Annotated in this window: 19 protein-coding genes; 5 read left to right on the top strand and 14 right to left on the bottom strand. The window is 56.9% G+C overall.

All coding sequences use genetic code 11. From position 1 onward, the window contains the following. Window positions 1–28: 28 nt before the first annotated feature. Together FCS96_RS04380 and FCS96_RS04370 are read right to left on the bottom strand one after the other, a co-directional pair. A complete protein-coding gene (locus tag FCS96_RS04380) occupies window positions 29–1720 on the bottom strand; it encodes a methyl-accepting chemotaxis protein (protein WP_138438995.1) in 1692 nt (563 codons plus the stop codon). Between the two features lie 370 nt (window positions 1721–2090). Then, complete coding sequence (locus tag FCS96_RS04370; protein WP_138438993.1) at window positions 2091–3233, bottom strand: iron-containing alcohol dehydrogenase; 1143 nt, start codon at window positions 3231–3233, stop codon at window positions 2091–2093. Window positions 3234–3601: 368 nt separating this feature from the next. On the opposite strand from FCS96_RS04370, the gene FCS96_RS04365 reads away from it, so the two are divergent. Next, window positions 3602–4705, top strand: coding sequence for a methyl-accepting chemotaxis protein (locus tag FCS96_RS04365; protein ID WP_171040663.1), 1104 nt, complete (start codon window positions 3602–3604; stop codon window positions 4703–4705). Next, window positions 4705–5523 carry a nitrate- and nitrite sensing domain-containing protein gene (locus tag FCS96_RS04360; protein ID WP_138438991.1) on the top strand — a complete coding sequence of 273 codons (819 nt, stop codon included), beginning with the start codon at window positions 4705–4707 and terminating at the stop codon, window positions 5521–5523. The genes FCS96_RS04365 and FCS96_RS04360 overlap by 1 nt, the downstream gene beginning before the upstream one ends. A gap of 8 nt (window positions 5524–5531) precedes the next feature. Here FCS96_RS04360 and FCS96_RS04355 read toward each other — a convergent pair whose 3' ends face one another. From FCS96_RS04355 to FCS96_RS04340, 5 genes are all read right to left on the bottom strand, one after another. Next, window positions 5532–6005 (bottom strand): universal stress protein, encoded by a 474-nt coding sequence (locus FCS96_RS04355; RefSeq protein WP_138438990.1) that lies wholly within the window; start codon window positions 6003–6005, stop codon window positions 5532–5534. Then, window positions 6006–7403 (bottom strand): sodium/proline symporter, encoded by a 1398-nt coding sequence (locus tag FCS96_RS04350; RefSeq protein WP_138438989.1) that lies wholly within the window; start codon window positions 7401–7403, stop codon window positions 6006–6008. Window positions 7404–7673: 270 nt separating this feature from the next. Further along, window positions 7674–7832 carry a hypothetical protein gene (locus FCS96_RS20030; protein ID WP_171040662.1) on the bottom strand — a complete coding sequence of 53 codons (159 nt, stop codon included), beginning with the start codon at window positions 7830–7832 and terminating at the stop codon, window positions 7674–7676. Window positions 7833–8089: 257 nt separating this feature from the next. Continuing rightward, complete coding sequence (locus FCS96_RS04345; protein ID WP_138438988.1) at window positions 8090–8332, bottom strand: hypothetical protein; 243 nt, start codon at window positions 8330–8332, stop codon at window positions 8090–8092. A gap of 143 nt (window positions 8333–8475) precedes the next feature. Continuing rightward, the gene (locus FCS96_RS04340; RefSeq protein WP_138438987.1) at window positions 8476–9258 is read right to left on the bottom strand and encodes a helix-turn-helix domain-containing protein; all 783 of its coding nucleotides are present in this window, start codon (window positions 9256–9258) and stop codon (window positions 8476–8478) included. Window positions 9259–9408: 150 nt separating this feature from the next. On the opposite strand from FCS96_RS04340, the gene FCS96_RS04335 reads away from it, so the two are divergent. Continuing rightward, window positions 9409–9816 carry a hypothetical protein gene (locus FCS96_RS04335; RefSeq protein WP_138438986.1) on the top strand — a complete coding sequence of 136 codons (408 nt, stop codon included), beginning with the start codon at window positions 9409–9411 and terminating at the stop codon, window positions 9814–9816. Between the two features lie 85 nt (window positions 9817–9901). On the opposite strand, the gene FCS96_RS04330 is transcribed toward FCS96_RS04335, so the two are convergent. Further along, a complete protein-coding gene (locus FCS96_RS04330) occupies window positions 9902–11677 on the bottom strand; it encodes a DEAD/DEAH box helicase (RefSeq protein ID WP_138439642.1) in 1776 nt (591 codons plus the stop codon). Window positions 11678–11754: 77 nt separating this feature from the next. Further along, on the bottom strand, window positions 11755–12531 hold the full coding sequence (locus FCS96_RS04325; protein WP_138439641.1) for an FCD domain-containing protein: 777 nt from the start codon (window positions 12529–12531) through the stop codon (window positions 11755–11757). A gap of 214 nt (window positions 12532–12745) precedes the next feature. On the opposite strand from FCS96_RS04325, the gene lldD reads away from it, so the two are divergent. Next, window positions 12746–13885 carry an FMN-dependent L-lactate dehydrogenase LldD gene (gene lldD / locus FCS96_RS04320; protein WP_138438985.1) on the top strand — a complete coding sequence of 380 codons (1140 nt, stop codon included), beginning with the start codon at window positions 12746–12748 and terminating at the stop codon, window positions 13883–13885. Here the strand turns inward: lldD and FCS96_RS04315 are convergent. The 3 genes from FCS96_RS04315 to FCS96_RS04305 form a co-directional block, all read right to left on the bottom strand. Further along, entirely contained in the window at window positions 13854–14099 is a 246-nt protein-coding gene (locus FCS96_RS04315; RefSeq protein WP_138438984.1) for a DUF4124 domain-containing protein, read from the bottom strand. The genes lldD and FCS96_RS04315 overlap by 32 nt on opposite strands. A gap of 7 nt (window positions 14100–14106) precedes the next feature. Next, window positions 14107–14445 carry a zinc ribbon domain-containing protein YjdM gene (locus FCS96_RS04310; RefSeq protein WP_138438983.1) on the bottom strand — a complete coding sequence of 113 codons (339 nt, stop codon included), beginning with the start codon at window positions 14443–14445 and terminating at the stop codon, window positions 14107–14109. A gap of 67 nt (window positions 14446–14512) precedes the next feature. Continuing rightward, window positions 14513–14962 (bottom strand): hypothetical protein, encoded by a 450-nt coding sequence (locus tag FCS96_RS04305; protein ID WP_138438982.1) that lies wholly within the window; start codon window positions 14960–14962, stop codon window positions 14513–14515. 104 nt (window positions 14963–15066) lie between these two features. Between FCS96_RS04305 and FCS96_RS04300 the strand changes: the two genes are divergently transcribed. Continuing rightward, a complete protein-coding gene (locus FCS96_RS04300) occupies window positions 15067–15651 on the top strand; it encodes a hypothetical protein (RefSeq protein ID WP_138438981.1) in 585 nt (194 codons plus the stop codon). A 505-nt stretch (window positions 15652–16156) separates the two neighbouring features. Here FCS96_RS04300 and FCS96_RS04295 read toward each other — a convergent pair. Both FCS96_RS04295 and FCS96_RS04290 read right to left on the bottom strand, forming a co-directional pair. After that, on the bottom strand, window positions 16157–16546 hold the full coding sequence (locus FCS96_RS04295; protein WP_138438980.1) for a hypothetical protein: 390 nt from the start codon (window positions 16544–16546) through the stop codon (window positions 16157–16159). Beyond that, the gene (locus FCS96_RS04290) at window positions 16536–18032 is read right to left on the bottom strand and encodes a type VI secretion system PAAR protein (protein WP_138438979.1); all 1497 of its coding nucleotides are present in this window, start codon (window positions 18030–18032) and stop codon (window positions 16536–16538) included. Before FCS96_RS04290 ends, FCS96_RS04295 begins: the two co-directional genes overlap by 11 nt. Window position 18033 lies beyond the last annotated feature (1 nt).

Genomic DNA, 18033 nt, shown 5'->3' with positions numbered 1-18033 from the left:
GCCCAGGAGCAATACCTGCACTTGTCCGTCAACTTCTGCTCTCACCCGCCAGCAACAGGTCCGGATTAAAGCCCATGATCACTGCACCCCAGTGCTTGCCGTTCACATACACAGGGATCGACAGGTCGTTAAGAATCTCCCCGGTATCCCGAATGTAAGTTTGCAAGAGAAACCGCTCCGTGTGGCTGGACCTTCGTATTTCAGTCTCGTTGCTGTTGTAGAGCCGCTGATCACGGCTGTAGAGGAGGTCTTTTTCCGGGTCACCGGTGACCGGTTGCGACGTGGCCCTGTGGTGCACAGGGATATAGCCTTTAACGTCCACCAACAGACTGTATACCGTGCCAGCAAAGCGTTCCTTACCCTGATCTGTCAGATCCTGGAACTCTTTCTTAAAACGATCAACAAACCCGGTCCGGTATTTTTGTGGTGAGGTATTCGGCACCGGTTCATATCGGTGATCAAATATGTCCACGCCCTGTCGGGCCAACTCAGTAAGCCGCTGCTCGAATTCAGCAGCCAAAGTCTGGCGTGCCTCCAGGATTTCCTCAAAGGCGCCCTGGCCGATCCGGTAGCGGGCCAGCAACTCCATGGAGGCCTCTGTGGCTTTGCGCAGTTGCTCGGAGTAGGTGTCTGATTCGGCAATCTCCTTTGCCAACTCGCGGCCAAGCTGATGGATCTCGTTGCCGTGTTCGTGCACCTGCCGGTTGGTAATACTGACTTCCTCCACCGACGAGGTGATGGATAGAAGCTCCGCGTGGGCCTGCTCGATGTACTGCAGCATGTCGTCGAACTGGGAGGCGGTCGAGGTCACCTCTTCCCGAGCCTGATCGGTTTGCTCAAGCAACTGCTCTGTGTCCTTCTCGGTGCGACCGACCCGGGTGTCCATGTCGCTGATGATCTGATGCACGTCGCCGGTCGCCGATGCAATTTTCTGAGCCAGTTGCCGGACTTCATCTGCCACTACCGCGAAGCCACGACCAGCCTCCCCGGCCCGTGCTGCCTCAATGGCCGCATTCAGCGCCAGCAGGTTAGTCTGATCCGAGAAACCCTGCACCAACTCCAAAATCTTACCAATTTTACCGGCACTCTCACTCAGCCCGGCGACGGTCTCGCGGAAGTTCTGAAGCTGGTCGTTAACCTGGCGAATACGCTCCGCCACCTGGGACAAGGCCTGATTGGATTCGCGCACCCCATCAAGATTGCGGGAATTCAGCTCCGACACCGATCCGGTGCGCTGGGTAATGTCCTCCAGTGCCGTGGCACCCTCACCGCTAGACTGGGCAATCAGTTGGGAGACTTCTTCCTGTTTGGTAGCGCTCTGCTGGGCTTCGCTGGTGAGTTTGCGTAAACGTGCCGATTGCACCGCCACCTGCACTGCATGATGGCGCAGGTCCGACAAGGCACCTCGCATGCTGGCCAGCAGTTCATTATGCTCCGTGGCAATCCGCCCTGCCTGGCCCGAGCCGACCGGCTGATCCTCCGATATGTCCAGCACCTCGTTACCCTGGACCACTGCGGAGTTACTCGGCGCTTCGTCGCCAACCGCTCGGCTGCGGCTAAACCACCAACCCGCCAAAGTAACAACCGCCGCCACCACAAGCCCGGCCACGGCAAACCCCGGCAGTATTACCGCCAACGCGAACAAAGCCAGTACCAAAAGACTGCTGATGCGGCTGATCAGCGGCGGCTGCCAACCACGCTCTGAATTCGTTGCATTCATTGTTGTTAGTGTCCTCTGCAGAATTCTTGTTCTTTGGTTATCGGCAGAGTATGCAAGAACTTCAGGAGGCGCCGAAACGCTTAGCTCTAAACCTTAAAATGGCGGCCAATCAAATCCGAACCAGTGAGCGAGCAACCACAAGCCACCAACCCCCAAAATAAGGACTGTAGCGTGTACCGCCAGGTTTTTCCGGGCAGTTGGAGCAGGCTTTTGAGGGAAACTGAAGTACTCCTCACCAAACAGCCCCACACCGCACTGCTCACAGTAGTTTTTGGAGTACGAGAGCCTGAGCTCCGTAGGCTCAAACCTTTTCCGACAGCTGTAGCAGCTAGGCTTAATCATCTTTTGTTCCAGACAAAACGATGGTTGATCAAAACGACTGGCGCATGATGTGTTCAATGGTTGCCGTTGGCAACTCCACGGGATTCGCCTTCATGGAGGAAGAACTGGCCGCCGCTTTCGAGGCTGCAATGATGTGCTCTTCGGTGACCCCAATCGACTCAAGCCCGGGCAGGCCACTTTGGATAATCCATTCATGGAAACGCGGTAACGCCTGGTCCGAGTTGGTCTCAAAAACCTCGGCGATCCAACCGATCACCTGATCGATACGGGCCTTGTGTTCCGCTTCCGTCACAGCGTCACGATTGGCCGCAATGCCCGCCGGTAACAGCGCGCCGCAGATGGCGCCGTGGGGCGCACCGCACAAGCCGCCCAGCGGGCCTGCCAAGCCGTGGACAACTCCGAGCCCGGAATTGGCGAGCGCCAGGCCACCAAACAGGCTGACCTGTGCCAGGGCGTCGCGGGCCTCTTTGGATTCCCCGTTCATCAGCTGCTTTAATGCCGCGAGGCCTTTGGGAATCGCTTCCTTGCACAACATGTCGGTGAACAGATTGGCCCGGGACGAGAGGTAAGGCTCGATAACCTGGGTAATGGCGTCCAGCCCCGAGTGCAGACTGACGTGCCGGGGGCAATTGTCGGTCAGTGCGGGGTCAATCAGGGCAAGGTCCGGGAGCAACTGGTTATCCCGGAGGCTCACCTTGCGCTGGGCGTCGGGAATATCGATCACCGCGTTGCGGGTTACTTCGGCCCCGGTACCGGAAGTTGTCGGCACCAAAATCAGCGGCAGGCGCTTGGCGGTTAAGGGCAGCCCTTCTCCAACAACCTCCAAATGGCGCATCAAATCAGTCTCACTGGGTAGCATGGCCGCCAGCACCTTGGCTGAATCCATGACCGAGCCGCCGCCGATGCCGATCACCAGATCGACACCGAGCTTTTTACCCTGATCGACCGCAGCCGTGAGCGCATTCAGGTCGGGCTCTTTCTCAACGGACAGGGTTTGCACGATTTCGACGGTGGTCAGCGATGTAAGCACCTCAGCGAGCCGGCCGGGATTGCTGCCGTGAACAATCAGTACTCGTGTACCCATTGTTGTCGCTCGATCATTCAGTTGGGCTACGTTGCCCCGCCCGAACACGATCTCCGTCGGGGTTACCAAGCTAAAAGCGCCTACCATATAAATATCGTCCTGGAGATAAAAAAGGTATGTCCACCCCTGCACACTCAGCATGAAGTTTCCGGTGCCATTCTGACATCTACGTTCTACTTTATCCGATCGCTTTTCCAGCCCCCAAAACCAGCGCGAATCGAGTCTGCCCCCTTTTGAGGCCAATGGCCTGTCCAGCCACAAACACAGCGCCCCAAAACAGAGCAGACGCGAGCGCATGACCCGCTCCATATCCACGCAGAACGGCCGCCCCGGCTACGGTACGTATCTTGCTGTATGTCCCGGAGTACCCTTGTATTTTATGAGGAAGGATAATGAACCCATTGCTATACCCTGCGGCCGTTTTTGCTCGTCGGCTCAAGCCCGGGACCGCTATTGTGAGCACCAGTTTAGCCCTGATCACCGGTGTGGCGCTGACTGTTTTGGGGCACCCCACTGTCGGGCTGGTCCTGGTGGCATTGGCAGGCTACCTCACCACCAGCCTACTGGTGCTCTCTCAACATGAAACCCAGGCCCTGATTGAAGACTGCCAAAACCAGACCCGAAACCGGGATTACCGCCTGCTCGACACACGCCTCACGCTACTGGCCCCTCTCGCCCAAGCCTTTGCGGATACGCTGCGCGACAGCGAGCGCCGGGAGCAACGGCTTACCGATCGCCTGGCTGAAATTGCCCATGCCACCGGCGAGCTGTCCCAGAGCAGCCAAGACATCGCCACCAGCGCCGGTGAGCAGCGACAGGCATCCGCCGCCACCTCTGCAGCAGTCGAGGAGATGAGCCAGAGCATTGCCGAAGTGGCGCGTAATGCCCAATTTTCGGAACAGGCCAGCGAACAGGTTCGAGATCTGGTCAGGGAGGGTGGCAGTCGCCTGGCGACTGCCAGCGACACCATCGTCGGCATGGCGGCCGACGCAGAACAGACCACCCAACTGATGACTCAGCTTCTCGAACAGTTTCAGTTGGTAACCAAAATGACCACTACCATCAGCCACATTGCAGAACAGACCAACCTGCTTGCCCTGAACGCGGCCATTGAGGCGGCACGGGCCGGCGACAGCGGGCGGGGTTTTGCGGTGGTTGCCAGTGAAGTCCGCGATTTGGCCAACAGCAGCCATAAATCCGCCGCCGACATTGGCAGCAACATTGCCAGTGTCAGGGAAAACATCGAAGCCACCCATGGCCAGATGGATAAGCTGTTAGCGCAGGCTCAAGACAGCGTCGCGCACACCCAGGCGGTTCAGGAGTGCCTGGAACAGATTCAGACCCACTCCCTGCAGATGAACGAGCAGGTCGCGTCAGTAGCCCAGAACGCCCGCGAGCAGGATCTAGCCGTCAGCGAAATCGCCACCCAAGTGGACACCACGCACCAGCGGATTGACGCCAATGGTCGGGCGACCGAAGAAACAGACCGGATTGTTCAGCATATCCAGAGCCTGACAGCAGCGCTCACAGAACCTGCCACTGCACGAGGTGCTCACTGATGGAACTAGTCATTGCAGGCTCTCTCCTACTACTCACCGTCATCCTGCTGGCGATCAAGAAACCCTGGCACAACCCGGCCCGGCGCGCAGAGGGATTACTCCTGCTCAAAGGGCTGCGACAGCTGCTCGAACACCTGCAACAACACCGCGGCCTGAGCACCGGTTATCTCGGCGGCGACCATTCCCTGAAACTCAAAGTCGATCAGACTCAGGCGGCAATTCGGGCAGACCTGAGCAACCTTGATGCATCCAGTTTGGCCTGCCATGACCGCTGGGAGGCGTTTACAGACCACTGGTCCCGGCTTGAACGTTCGGCGCTGTCGCTTCCGGTCAACGACAACATAAAACAGCACAACCAGTTAATCGCCAACATGTTGCAACTGATTGAAGACATAGCGGCCCAATACAACCTGCTGTTTGTGACACACCCAGGTGATGGCGTGAGCACCCTGTGGCGCGAACTCCTCTATACCACCGAATGGCTGGGACAGGCGCGGGCCCTGGGCACAGGTATTGCTGCGGCAGGACAAAGCACAGGCGTGGAGCGAATCAGGCTGGGCTTTCTGTGTGAGCGAATCCAGGCACTGTCGTCCATCGCTCACACCGATCTGAAGGGGCACAACCAGAGCGGTTTACGGTCACTACAGGAAGCCGGCCAGACGGTTAGCATGCTGCTGTCTGTGATTGAAACCGAGTTCCTGTCTGCCGCTGCACCGAAGCTTGCGGCAACCGCCTATTTTGAACAGGCAACCAAAGCCATCAGTGCCCAGTTTGCGGTGGTGGACGAGATGCTGACGGGACTGCAGGATCGGGTTTAACCCCAAGTTCATTTGCTCGGCATGATCACCAGAGGCCGCTTAGTGTGGCGGGTAACATAGTCGGCCACGCTGCCAACCAGCACGCGCTGCCAGGTTCTCTGGCGGCGTCGCTGCAAGATGATCAGATCGACGTTTTCCCGCTCAGCCACCTCTGTAATGACAAGCCCTGTTTTCTTGCCACGCTCGACACATCCATCAGCCTCATAACCCATCGATTCCAGCCGGCGGATGATTTCCGCCAGGTGGTGCTTTAATTCCACCTCGCGAGCGGCCACCTGTCGCCGAAGCTGATCAGGCAGCATCAGTTGCTTGCGGAACAACGCCAGGCTTTCCTCAGGCACCTCACAAACCAACAGGACCAACAGTGATACATTCTCTGGGTCAATCAAACCGCCAGCAGGATCCAACTGGTCCAGGGGCCGCAAGGCATCGACTGCGTACAAGGCCTTGAGCTTCGATTTCTCGGGACTCGCCGATGGCATTTATGCCTCCTTCCGGTAGAAAAGCCGCATCAAGAAATAGACCCCGAACGACACAATCAGCGCTGGCAACAGCTCATAGAGGGAATCGGAATAGCCAAGGGCCTGCCAGGTAATCAGCGTGACAAAGCCCGCCAGCATCATGACCACAGCGGTAGGCCGGGTCAGGCGCACTTTCAAAACCCGCAGCAATATCACCGGCCCGAGCGTGCCACCAAGCGCAGACCAGGCAAATACAACCAGGGCAAACACGTTGGCAGGGGCGCTCAGCGCCACCCCCAGCACCACAAGGGTAATGCCCAGGGTGCCAAACTTGGTTCGCACATAGGATTGCCCGAACCGTGGAATCAGATCCTGACTGATCGCGGCGGAACACGACAGCAGCATGGAATCGGCGGTGGACAGGGTCGCCGCAAAAATGGCGGCCAGCACCATACCAGCCAATACCTCCGGGAGATACGCCTGCGCCATGGTGGGCAGCGTCAGTTCCGGATCGGTCAGATCACCTGCTAACAGTACCCGTGCATACAGCCCAATGGTCACCGTCATCAGTGCAAAGGGAATGTACCAGCCAAAGTACACCTTCCGGGCCGCCGGCACGTCTTCCGGGCGGCGCAGCGCGATCGTCCGCACCAGAATATGCGGCTGGCCGATCACACCAAGGCCGGCAGCGACCCAACCCAGAACAAATGCCAGTGTACCGAAGGCCAGATTGTCCGGCGTCCAGTCCAGCAAGGCCGGATTGATGTCGTAGAGCCGATCGGCAAGGGTCCAGGGAAAACCGACGTTGATCATTGCCGCAATACACAGCAGTAGCATGCCCAACAGCATCACAAAAGACTGCGCCACATCGGTCCAGATAGACGCCCGTAAACCACCGGCAAACGAGTACAGCACCACCACCACGGCGCCCAGCACGGCACCCAGCCAAACCGGCCATTCGAACATCACATGCAGGGCCTTGCTACCTGCCTTGAGTTGGGCGGCTGCATACACCGACAGGAACAGCAGCGTCAGCACCGCCGACACAATACGCAGAGGGCTCGATTCCAGTGCAGGGTTCTGGGAGGTGAGCGCGGGAATGGTATTCACCGGATGCTTCTCCGAATACTCCCGCAGTCGCCGATGAAAACCACGCCATACAAACCAGTCGCCCACCAGCCAGCCAAATGCCACCCAGAAGGCCGATACGCCCGCTACCCAAGTATACCCCACCAACCCGATGAACATGTAACCGGAGTTGTTAGTGGCCACCGACGACAACCCGATGATCCAGGCCGGCGTATTACACCCTGCCGTCAGATAGTCGTTAACGTCCTCGTGCTTTTTCCGGATCGACGAAATGCCGATAAGCAGAAATAGAGCGAGAATGCCCACGAAGCTGATTGCGGTTACACTCATGCGAACGACAACACTCGGGTAAGGTCTGTAGGCACTATTCTAGAGAGAGTTCTAAAAAAGCGTCCTGACCACCATCAACTTCTATCTATTTTTCAGGGGGGAGGGTGTTGCTGGAAAAAGGGGTATATCCCAAAGACTGAGAATCCAATGATGGCGCCAACCGGCGAAGCTACAGCGCATCGAGAACGCCCTACGGTTGGCGTCATGCCATAGGAATGGTGCTGTTCCGTTGCGCTGTTTTCAGGGTATCGCCGGATGTGCCAACAGGTGTTACTTCTTCTGGTTTGCCTGCTTTGAAGCAGAGTAGGAAAGCTGCCCACTCTCACCTTTGCCTATCTGTTCAACGGTACCGCCGGCTTTAAGGAAAGCAGCAGTCTGCTCTTCAATTGTGGCAGACGTTAATGTGGCTTTTTCGGGTTTCTTGCTCATTGTGTACTCCACGTAATTTGGTGGCTTATTCACCAACCTCAAACACCCATAATATCTCAGATTGCATAAAATTGTTTGAAGTAGAACCGAAACAGTCACCCTGCGGCATCGGCGATCCTGATGTGGGGCTTATTCTCAGGACCTGGGACATCGGCTATTTCAGTTTGCGACTATTTCAGTTTGCGACTATCTCCGCTCCGGTTTTCTCGTCACGTTCACGCGCCTGGTGGCAGCAATTGCCACCAGGCGGTGGCCGGTTACGACGCAGCGTTCAGTTCGTTGATCGCTCTTTTGAGCACCTTCACAGACTCTGCATGTTTACCTTGATTATGCAGTGATTCGCCCTGATCCCGGAGCTCTTTGATTTTGCTCGCTGTATCACCATCCAGTTGTGCTGACTGCAGTTTTTGGTCAATTTCATTAACCAGAGATGGGCACTGGCCACTGAGGGCATTGCCCGCAAAAAACATCGTAACTAATAGAATCGCAAGATAACGCATGTTTGTTCCTCCTTGTTCACACGCCACCCATACAGCATAGCCAGCTTGGCGCCGGTGTGCCGCCCTGCACGCATCAAAACTAGTGTCGCCCTGCTGTCGCCCTGAGACATTGAGGCTCGAAGCAGGTGGTTTCGTATTGGCCCTCAGGCTCGCCAATAGGCCTTGCTACTCTCATCCATCGGAAAAAAATGCTCAATCCGCAAACTCTGGGCGGTGACATCCAGGGGCGTGCCGATGGTTGCAATGGTGGAAAAGATTCTGAGTTGTTGGTCCCCCAAGTTCAGGGTGAAAGGAATCGCCGGGTAGTCCAGATGTTCCACAACGTGGCTTTTCCAGTTTTGAGGAACGCCAGGCACCATCAACGCCTGCTCCAGCAATCGATTAGGCTGGTCCCTGAAGGGGCCTGCTAAATGCTCATGATAGACCCGCTGCAGCATGTGGCAGGCGATATTCTCCCAATCGCCCACGAAGGGTTTCATGCCGTGGTCATCCAGCAGCGACAACAGAAAGTTTGGCCTGGCCGGAACCTGAGCGCCCAGCTCCACCATTCTTAGGATCATATCCTGCATGGCCTGGTTGGCCATCACCAAGTAATATTCGTGATCGAATACCACCGCCGGGTAAGGCAGATGTGCCTGCAAGAGGTGTTCAACCGCGTCCTTGATCATAGCCATGCCCGGCGCGCTCAGATCCTGGTCGGAGTAAACCTGACTGAAACCCGCCGCCGACAACAGACGGTTGGTCCCCGCCAGATCCGTTTGCAGCATCTGTGCTAAATGCAGAACCATGCCTTTGCTGGGCTTGCTGCGGCCGGTTTCCAGGAAGCTGATGTGTTTTGCCGATACCTCGCACTCCAGAGCAAAATCCATCTGGCTCAGGCGTTTTCCCTGCCGCATTTCTCTGAACAGCGTACCGAAGGCGCTCATTGTGTTTCCTGTGAAATTCCGAGTGTTCAGCCATTATCCTAGTCGAGGGTAGGCTGCACCATTACCTCACAGGTAATTGAGACGATCACCACCCGAGAGGAAGCTTGAAATGTAGTCAAACACATTGCGAAACCCGATTGAGGTGATCCCATGAAAAACTTTGTTCGCCAATTCAGTGTAAAGCAAATCGTCCTGAGCGATGTTTTCCTCTCCACGCCCCTGGCCTTGGCTCTCATTCTGGCCGCCGAACCGATCGCCCAGTGGGCGGGAGGCCCCGGCGCAACCTTCTACCTGGTGGTTGGCATCGTAATGCTGCTCTGGTGCGTGGATATGACCGCCATAGCCCTCAACCAGCGGTGGCAGGAGCGCTTTTTCAACCTGATGATTGCTGTGGATGTCACCTGGGCCCTGCTGTCCCTGGCTCTGATGGTGTGGTTCGCAGCAAGCCTGCAGCCGCTCGGCTGGGTGCTGTTTGCCCTGAACGTACTGGTGCCGCTGGACATGGCGTGGATGAAACGGGTTGCTGACAACAAGCCGCACCAGCCTGCGTTCAGATGATGCGCCTTTCTCCCACCTGATAGCGCGTGGCTGAGCGCTCCCCGCCAGCCACGCAAGCGTTCGTAACGGCGTCCAGGCCTAATACTTAATAGGCCTTACGAAAATTACCCTGATAATCAAAGATCCGTTCCTGAACCTGCCAATAGCGTTTTTGATTTCGGGCAATGACAAAGTCCGGTGCCGGCAACAGGGACTGCATCTCAAGCACCTCATCAGCCCTGCTGAACTCTTTCGGGGCCTGGCTATTCGCTAATCGACGCCCGAACAGTTTGTTAAAGACGTGGCGCTGAGCCGGCTTGCTAAAATCGAACGACTCGTTGAGTTCTTCCCCATCTTCGCCGTGGTAGGTGAGCCTCAGTTTACTGCCGCTTGCACTCAACGTGATCCCGGCACAGCGGATCACCATGGCATCCTTGAGCTTGAGGGCATCTTTCAACTGATCATCCGGGTCGATAATGGCTTTCTGACACTGGTGACACTTGCGGGCCGCGATATCGTTCTCGCCACCGCAGTGGGGGCACTCCTTGAATCGGAAACGGTAATCGCACTGCTCAGGGCGCTGGCCTTCTGCCGCTGGGCCGCCCTCGTCGGCAGGCTCCAGCAGGCCCTCTATCAACCCCTGGCAACGGCGCCCATAATGCTCAATCACCCGACCGTCACCGTCGGTTTTGCCCCAGAAGATATTGGCAAAACCACAGCCTGGGCAGAATACCTGCACCGGCTCACTGTCAGGATTCGGTTTCCGCTCCCCCACCTCCGGGTGATGCAGGTTCACGCTGTTGCCGGCGTAATCGATCACCAGGCAATCCTGTTTACCCTCATCCAGACGAAGACCGCGGCCCACAATCTGCTGATACAGGCTGACCGACTGGGTGGGGCGAAGAATGGCGATGAAGTCCACGTGGGGCGCATCAAAGCCGGTGGTCAGCACGGATACGTTCACCAGGTACTTCAACTGCCGTTGTTTGAAGCGCTGAATCAGTAACGCCCGTTCATTCAGATCGGTCGCACCGGTAATCAGGGCCGTGTGGTGCTCCGGCAGATAGCCGGTGATCTCCCGCGCATGGTCCACCGTTGCCGCAAAGATCATCACGCCCTTGCGCTGAGCGGCCAGGTCCATCACCTGCTCAATAATGGCCCGGGTCACACGCTGATGTTTGCTCAGCAGCTGGTTAACGTCCTTCTCGGCGTATTCGCCAAAGCGGTCCTGAGCCAGCGCGGAGAAATCGTATTGCGCCACCGCCGCATTCACCAACTCAGGCTTGGTGAGAAAGCCCCGATTGATCATGTAGCTCAGCGGCAATTCGAAAATGCAGTGCTGAAAAGGTTTATCTTCGTCGCTTCGGACAAAGCCCCGGTAGTGAAAGCGATAGATCCAGCCCATGGCCAAACGATAGGGTGTGGCGGTTAGTCCCAGCACCTTCAGGGAGTCATTCTGTTGCCGCAGCAACTCGATGATCCTCTGATATTGGCTGGTCTCCTCGCCACTGACCCGATGGCACTCATCGATGATGATCAGTGAGTATTCGTCCCGGAACTGGTCCAGATTGGCCGACACCGACTGCACACTGGCGAAGGTCACCTGATGCCGGTTTTTCTTGCGCTTCAACCCGGCGGAATAGACGCCGCCTTCTAACCCATAGCTCTGGTACTTGGCGTGATTCTGCTCCACCAGCTCTTTGACGTGGGTCAGCACCAGGATCTTGCGCTTGGCGAGACGGGCCAACTCGGCAATAACCAGACTCTTCCCCGCACCGGTCGGCAGCACAATCACGGCAGACTCATCGGATTTGCGAAAGTGCGTCAGCGTGGCATCTACCGCTTCCTGCTGGTACGGCCGCAATGTAAACGGAGCATTCATGGTGCGGTGATCAATCGCTCTCAGGGTGAAGGGGGAGGCCATACTAGCAAATAGCGCTGCCGTTGGCTGGCCGGCGCTCAGCGACTATCCGGCCGTTCGCGCCGCTGGGCGCGGGCCAGCCGGCGGATTTCTTCCTCGCGCTCTTCCAGCATGCCCTGCACATAGCTGATGTGCTCGCCGGCGATGCGCCGGGCATCATCGGCGCGGCGCTCCATAATGGCGTCGAACAAGGCCTGATGCTGCGCGACCAGCGAGTGACGGGTCTCGCTGCGCAGCGAGTACATGCCACCAATATTGGTCACCGTACTGCGCTTGAGCAAATCGAAAAGACCGCGAATGGTGTGCAGCAGCACCAGATTGTGGCTGGCCTCGGCAATCGCCAGATGAAAGCGTGCATCGGCGGCGCCTTCTTCGGCACGGGTTGCCTTGCCCTCCCGGGCATAGCAGGCCTGCAGCGCGTCATAGGCTTCCTGAAGCTGCTGACGGTCGAGGTCGGTGGCGCGCCGGGCGGCGTAATAGGCGCAGTCGGCTTCCAGTGTATGACGAAACTCCAGCAGGTCGCGCTGGGCTTCCGGGCGGCCCTCAATCAGGCTCAGCAACGGATCACTGAAGCTCGAGCCCAGCGAGTCACTGACATAGTTACCGCCGCCCTGGCGGCTGATCAGCAGCCCCCTCGCCACCATCTTTTGAACCGCCTCGCGCACCGACGGCCGCGAGACGCCAAACCGCTCCGCCAACGCACGCTCGGCCGGCAGACGCTGCCCCGGCTGCAGCGTGCCTTCCAGAATCATGGTTTCCAACTGCTCGACGATGTTGTCGGAGAGTCGGTGCTGGCGAATCCGCCCCATTTCCATTGCCGATCCTTTTGGTCTTACCAATTTACAAAAAGACTAACCACTGACCTTCCTTTGATCAACCAAAATGTCAGGCTCTGCACTAAAGTATACAGTTGCTGGATTGACATGGTATTGATGCTTTTCTAACCTATCCGCTTAAAACCTTTTAATTGGTATTACCAATTTACTCTTGCCGACCGTGGCACGTTCAAGAACTCATGAGGAATCCGCGATGATCATTTCCGCCTCGACCGACTACCGCGCTGCCGCCCAACGCCGTCTGCCGCCCTTCCTGTACCATTACGTCGATGGGGGCGCCTACGCCGAGCACACGCTCAAGCGCAACGTCGCGGATCTGGCCGACATCGGTTTGCGCCAGCGGGTGCTGAAAAACATGGAAGATCTGAGCCTGGAAACCCGGCTGTTCGACGAAACCCTGAGCATGCCGGTCGCCCTTTCTCCAATAGGCCTGGCCGGCATGTGCGCCCGCCGGGGCGAGGTTCAGGCGGCGCGCGCGGCGGCGGACAAAGGCATTCCCTTTACCCTGTCCACCGTTTCCGTCTGCCCGATTGAAGAGGTTGCCCCGGCGATCAACCGCCCCATGTGGTTCCAGCTCTATGTGCTGAAGGACCGCGGCTTTATGAAGAATGCGCTTGAGCGCGCCAAAGCCGCCGGTGTCACCACCCTGGTATTTACCGTCGACATGCCGGTGCCGGGCGCCCGCTACCGGGACGCGCACTCGGGCATGAGCGGCCCTAACGCAGCCATGCGCCGTTACCTGCAGGCGATGACACACCCGCGCTGGTCCTACGACGTAGGCTTGCGCGGCAGGCCGCACGATCTGGGCAACATTTCCACCTATCGTGGCAACCCGACCGGGCTGGAGGACTACATCGGCTGGCTGGGCGACAACTTTGATCGGTCCATCTCCTGGAAGGATCTGGAGTGGATTCGCGAGTTCTGGGATGGCCCGATGATCATCAAGGGCATTCTGGATCCGGAAGATGCCCGCGACGCCGTGCGCTTCGGCGCCGACGGCATCGTGGTATCCAACCACGGCGGTCGACAACTCGACGGCGTACCGTCCAGCGCCCGCGCGCTGCCGGCCATTGCCGATGCGGTCAAGGGCGATCTGAAAATCCTGGTGGATTCCGGCATCCGCACCGGTCTGGATGTAGTGCGCATGCTGGCGCTGGGCGCCGACTGCACCATGCTCGGCCGCGCCTTCATCTACGCACTGGCGGCCGACGGCCAAGCCGGTGTCAGCAACCTGTTGGAGTTGATCGAAAAGGAAATGCGCGTCGCCATGGTGCTAACCGGCGCCAAGTCCATCAGCGAGATCAACACCGACCTGCTCGTGCGCGAATCATAATGGCAAGGCGGGGCCGCATGCCCCGGAAATCAAAGCCTGACCAGTCGGAGGCGCTTGGCTTTACCTTGACCACTTCCTGCTTAACGTTGTGATTTTTCCGGTCGCTGAAATGAACCTTGCCGCTGTCATCCACCCACTTGTAGATCTCGGCAACGCTCGGGCTGGCTGCGGCCAAAAGAAACGCAACCACACTCGCCCGACTGACCGTTTTCATCAACTCGTCAAACCTTTTTCACAAACTCCGACTTCAACTTCATGGCGCCGATACCTTCGATCTTGCAATCAATGTCATGGTCGCCGTCTACCAGGCGAATGTTCTTTACCTTGGTGCCGACCTTGACCACGGAACTGGACCCTTTGACCTTCAGATCCTTGATTACGGTAACTGTGTCGCCGTCCTGCAGCTCGTTGCCGTTAGCATCGCGAATCACGCTCGAGGCTTCTGCGGCAGCCGTCTCAGTTTTATTCCACTCGTGGGCGCACTCGGGGCACACCATCTGTTCGCCATCTTCGTAGGTGTATTCGGAACCGCATTGGGGGCACGGCGGAAGTTGAGACATGAGGCTTTCCTGTGAGGATGTTTAAACGCGCATGATACCAGAAAGCCTGCCCAAGCCTTGCTCCGCCCTAACTGCTCCAGATCCCGAGCATCGCACCCGTGCCCAGCACGAGTGCCCCGCCAACTTCCCCAACGATCAGCAACGTCATGAACAACCCGGTCACCCAGGCAGGCAGCAGCCGTTTGCCCAGCCGATGGGGACGGCGCAACTGGTTGTCGGTGTCCTGCAGCAGGCCGTGGATAACGTAGGTGGCAATCGCGAAGGCGAAAAACACCAGTGCAGCCAGCGCTGCGATAGTATTCACCCAACCCGCGAACACGCTGTGGGCGCTGAACGCCGCCAGCAGCAACGCCGCAAAGCTATAAATCAGGGAACTGCGGTGAGCGATATCCACATAGACTGGCGAGGTCGCATCCTCGCTGCGGGCCATGTGACGGTACTTCCAGATACCGGTGATCAGCCCTGTCATAAAAAACAAAAAAGCCGCAGAAAGGCAGATCTTCTCAGCCAGGGACATGGATTCGCTCCGTTTGATATTGTTCTGTCGCAGTTGGGCCATTAACATTTGTTGCTTAGCCCCGCAGCGAATGGATCTCGCTGCCCGACCGTAATGGATTACTCATGAACACAGACGCATCAGCATCTGGCATGAATCGACAGCAGAAAATTCTGTGCGTCATTCTGCTGCTACCTTTCCTCCTTGCTCTGTCCCAGATTTTTGGTCCCAAAAACTTTCTTCCCCATCTTGAGATTGCAAGGGCCTCCTTTTACGTATCGGCAGCTCTGGCCAGCATAGTGTCGGTCTGGATTGCCTGGCTTCTGCGCACCGGAAAGATCAATAAAGACCCACTATGGCACTCACACAGTTTCGGAAAAAAATGCATCACCGTAGTTGGATGCCCCCTAATGTTATGGATGATCTACCACACGTCCATCGGATACGCAGGTCCGCGCATCTGGACAATGCTTGATAGCGAAACCAGAACAGTGAAGTATCTAGTTACCACCTATCGGGGCGGTGGCCGTTATTCATGCAACTACCAGTTGGAGAGTGACCAACTGGACCCTGTTCTTTTTGAGGTCTGCGTATCCAGAGAGCTCTGGTACCGACTGCCTGATCGACCTTTCCTAGCAACGTTCCAAGTTGAACAATCCGCTTTAGGCATGACATTCGAGAAGTTTTGGGTTAACAGTGAAACTCGCTAGTTAAAGGCCTCAAGATACCAAGCTGCAAAAATCGACAGCGCTATGGAGGTAAAGAAAACAGAGACTGGCAGCATCACCCAGAGTTTAAGACCAACCGGAAGTGTTTCATTCTCATCACCCATTCTGGACTCAATACGAGCACCAATACGAGGAAGGTTCCGGAAGACGAAGAAAAAATAGACATGAACCACCCTCATCCAGCGCCCTATTGGCCCATTGCCCCAAGTATTCCTTATGCCATCCAATTGCGTACCAGGGGCAGCAATACGTTCCTCTACCTCAATTGTTTTTTTTAAAAAATAAAGTGAGGACAAGGGCCAACAGAACAAGGCTTAACCCCAAGGTGGCCGCCTGTTGCTGCTTCCAGCCCACCGACAACAACCGCTCAGGCCACACACCTGCGCCAGCCGAAGTAATTGCAGGACCAAACCAATAGCTTCAACTTCGGCATTGGCCAAACTTCGCGGCAGCGGATCTGGGGTGAAGTCTGTGGCGGACAAGACACCTAGCTAAAAAAAAGTCCAATCAGTACGAAAATGGAGCAACACCCAAACAGGCTCAAGGGCGGCACCAGCCCCCACAGCCACAGACGAAGGGGCAGATTCGCGGATACGTCTCCAATCTGCGCTGCCGATCGTTTCAGATGATCAAAAGGCGCTGCACGGAAAACCAGAAAGGTGAAGACGGAGCTGCTTCTCATGAGCCGTCCAAAAGGGGCGTTACCCCAAACCTTTTGGTGCCTCTGTGCCGAAGTCCCGGCAGCAGAAATGAGCTCTTCAATCTGGGCGACTCTTGAGAATGCGACTGTGAGGATCACCAACAACGACAAAAGCGCTCCACCAATGGCACCAACACCGGTATACGCGGCTATCAGCCGAAATGTTTCATCCGTCATTCCTTACCTCATATAGGAGCTCACCCAAGCCTTCACCTGCGACTCCTCCTCCTGATGCTCCGGCGTAGCCTCCAGCACCTGCCATTATTATTGCGCAGGCAACTCCACCCAATCCCCCGCTACCAACGCCTATGAGCCCGCACAGCATCGGAGTAAAGAACGCACCGGCACCTCCACCAGCTACCGAACCAGATAAGCGACCACCTTCTGCATATTTCACTTTTCTGCACTCCGTCGCATTGTCTTTGGTACAAACCGCATGAATTTTTACTCCTGAGGCGGCAATATCTAGCCCAATTGCGAGGTAACCGACGCCTTTAACATACTTGGTTCCAGCAGCAAGCCTTTCGTAATGAGATCCGTACCCCGGTATCTCACCGACTCCAGCCTTCTTCCAGTGATTAACAATACTTTTTGACGACAATCCCAATCCCCGCTTCAGTTTCGGATCATCATCAAGAGACATCCCCCGTTTCGCCAAACTGCCCAATGCGAAATCCAGCTTCTTAAAAAGCGCCCGGCGTTTTTCGAAGAAATCCTGATGATTCAGATGACCATGCTTGCGGTAGCTGTCCTGGTGGAGACGCTCCACCTCCATCAACGTCGTTTTGATGTGATCGAGCTGCTTGGAAACCATTACCGCTCCGGCGCCAAGCCCTGCTGAGCTTGTCGAGGTGATGACTTCCAGCAGATCGTAATGCTTGATAAGAAACAGCGCCTCGTCTTCATCGAGCGACCGCACTTGGGCATTCACCTGCTCGGCCACGGCCATCAGGTCTGCTTCTTCAATGCTGCATTCCGTTGCTTCAGGGTCACCCAAAACAATCATCTCACCTGGCAGCACCGAGTCGCCTAAGCCAGGGTTCAATCGATCAAAGCTGTCAGGCTTTGCCGAGGCGTCGCCGTAGAGCGAGGCCAACAAGGCATTTCGGCTCATCGGGCGTTGAACTACGTGGAAACCTGGCTCCACACTGGCGTTCTGCGTTTGTTTACTGGAATTCCCACCGGACATGCCTGCCACAGCCGAGCTTGCTGCAACGACACTGCTGCTGCCGTTTCCGACCAGCCCGCTGGGCTGCCCGGCCCACACTTGCTCCGACACTTGGTTAGCAGAAGCACGCGCAAAGGAGGCTTCCGCCCGTGTAGCTGGCTTTGCCGGACTTGGAGAATTACCGGTGGACCTGGCTGGCGAGTGAGTATCACCGATGACCACGCTGCCACTGCCGATGGTGACACCGCCGCATGAAATCGCGCCGCCAGTCACGGCAGCGGGAATCCCGTTGATCAGAACGGTGGACGAGCCGGCAGCGATGGTACGAGGGTGCGTCGGATGCTTTGGCTTGGCGTGTGGCGCGAGAGGATCGCCAACCCGGGCAACGGGTTTGCCGTCAATCAATACATCAGGGGAACCGGCAATCACCGGCGTTGGCGGGAAACCGGCGTGATCTGTGCCCAGGTCGCCCAATAATACGATGCTTTTAGTCATT

This window comes from Marinobacter alexandrii (assembly GCF_005871205.1).
Classification (GTDB): Bacteria; Pseudomonadota; Gammaproteobacteria; order Pseudomonadales; family Oleiphilaceae; genus Marinobacter; species Marinobacter alexandrii.
This window is presented reverse-complemented; position numbering and strand designations above follow the sequence as displayed.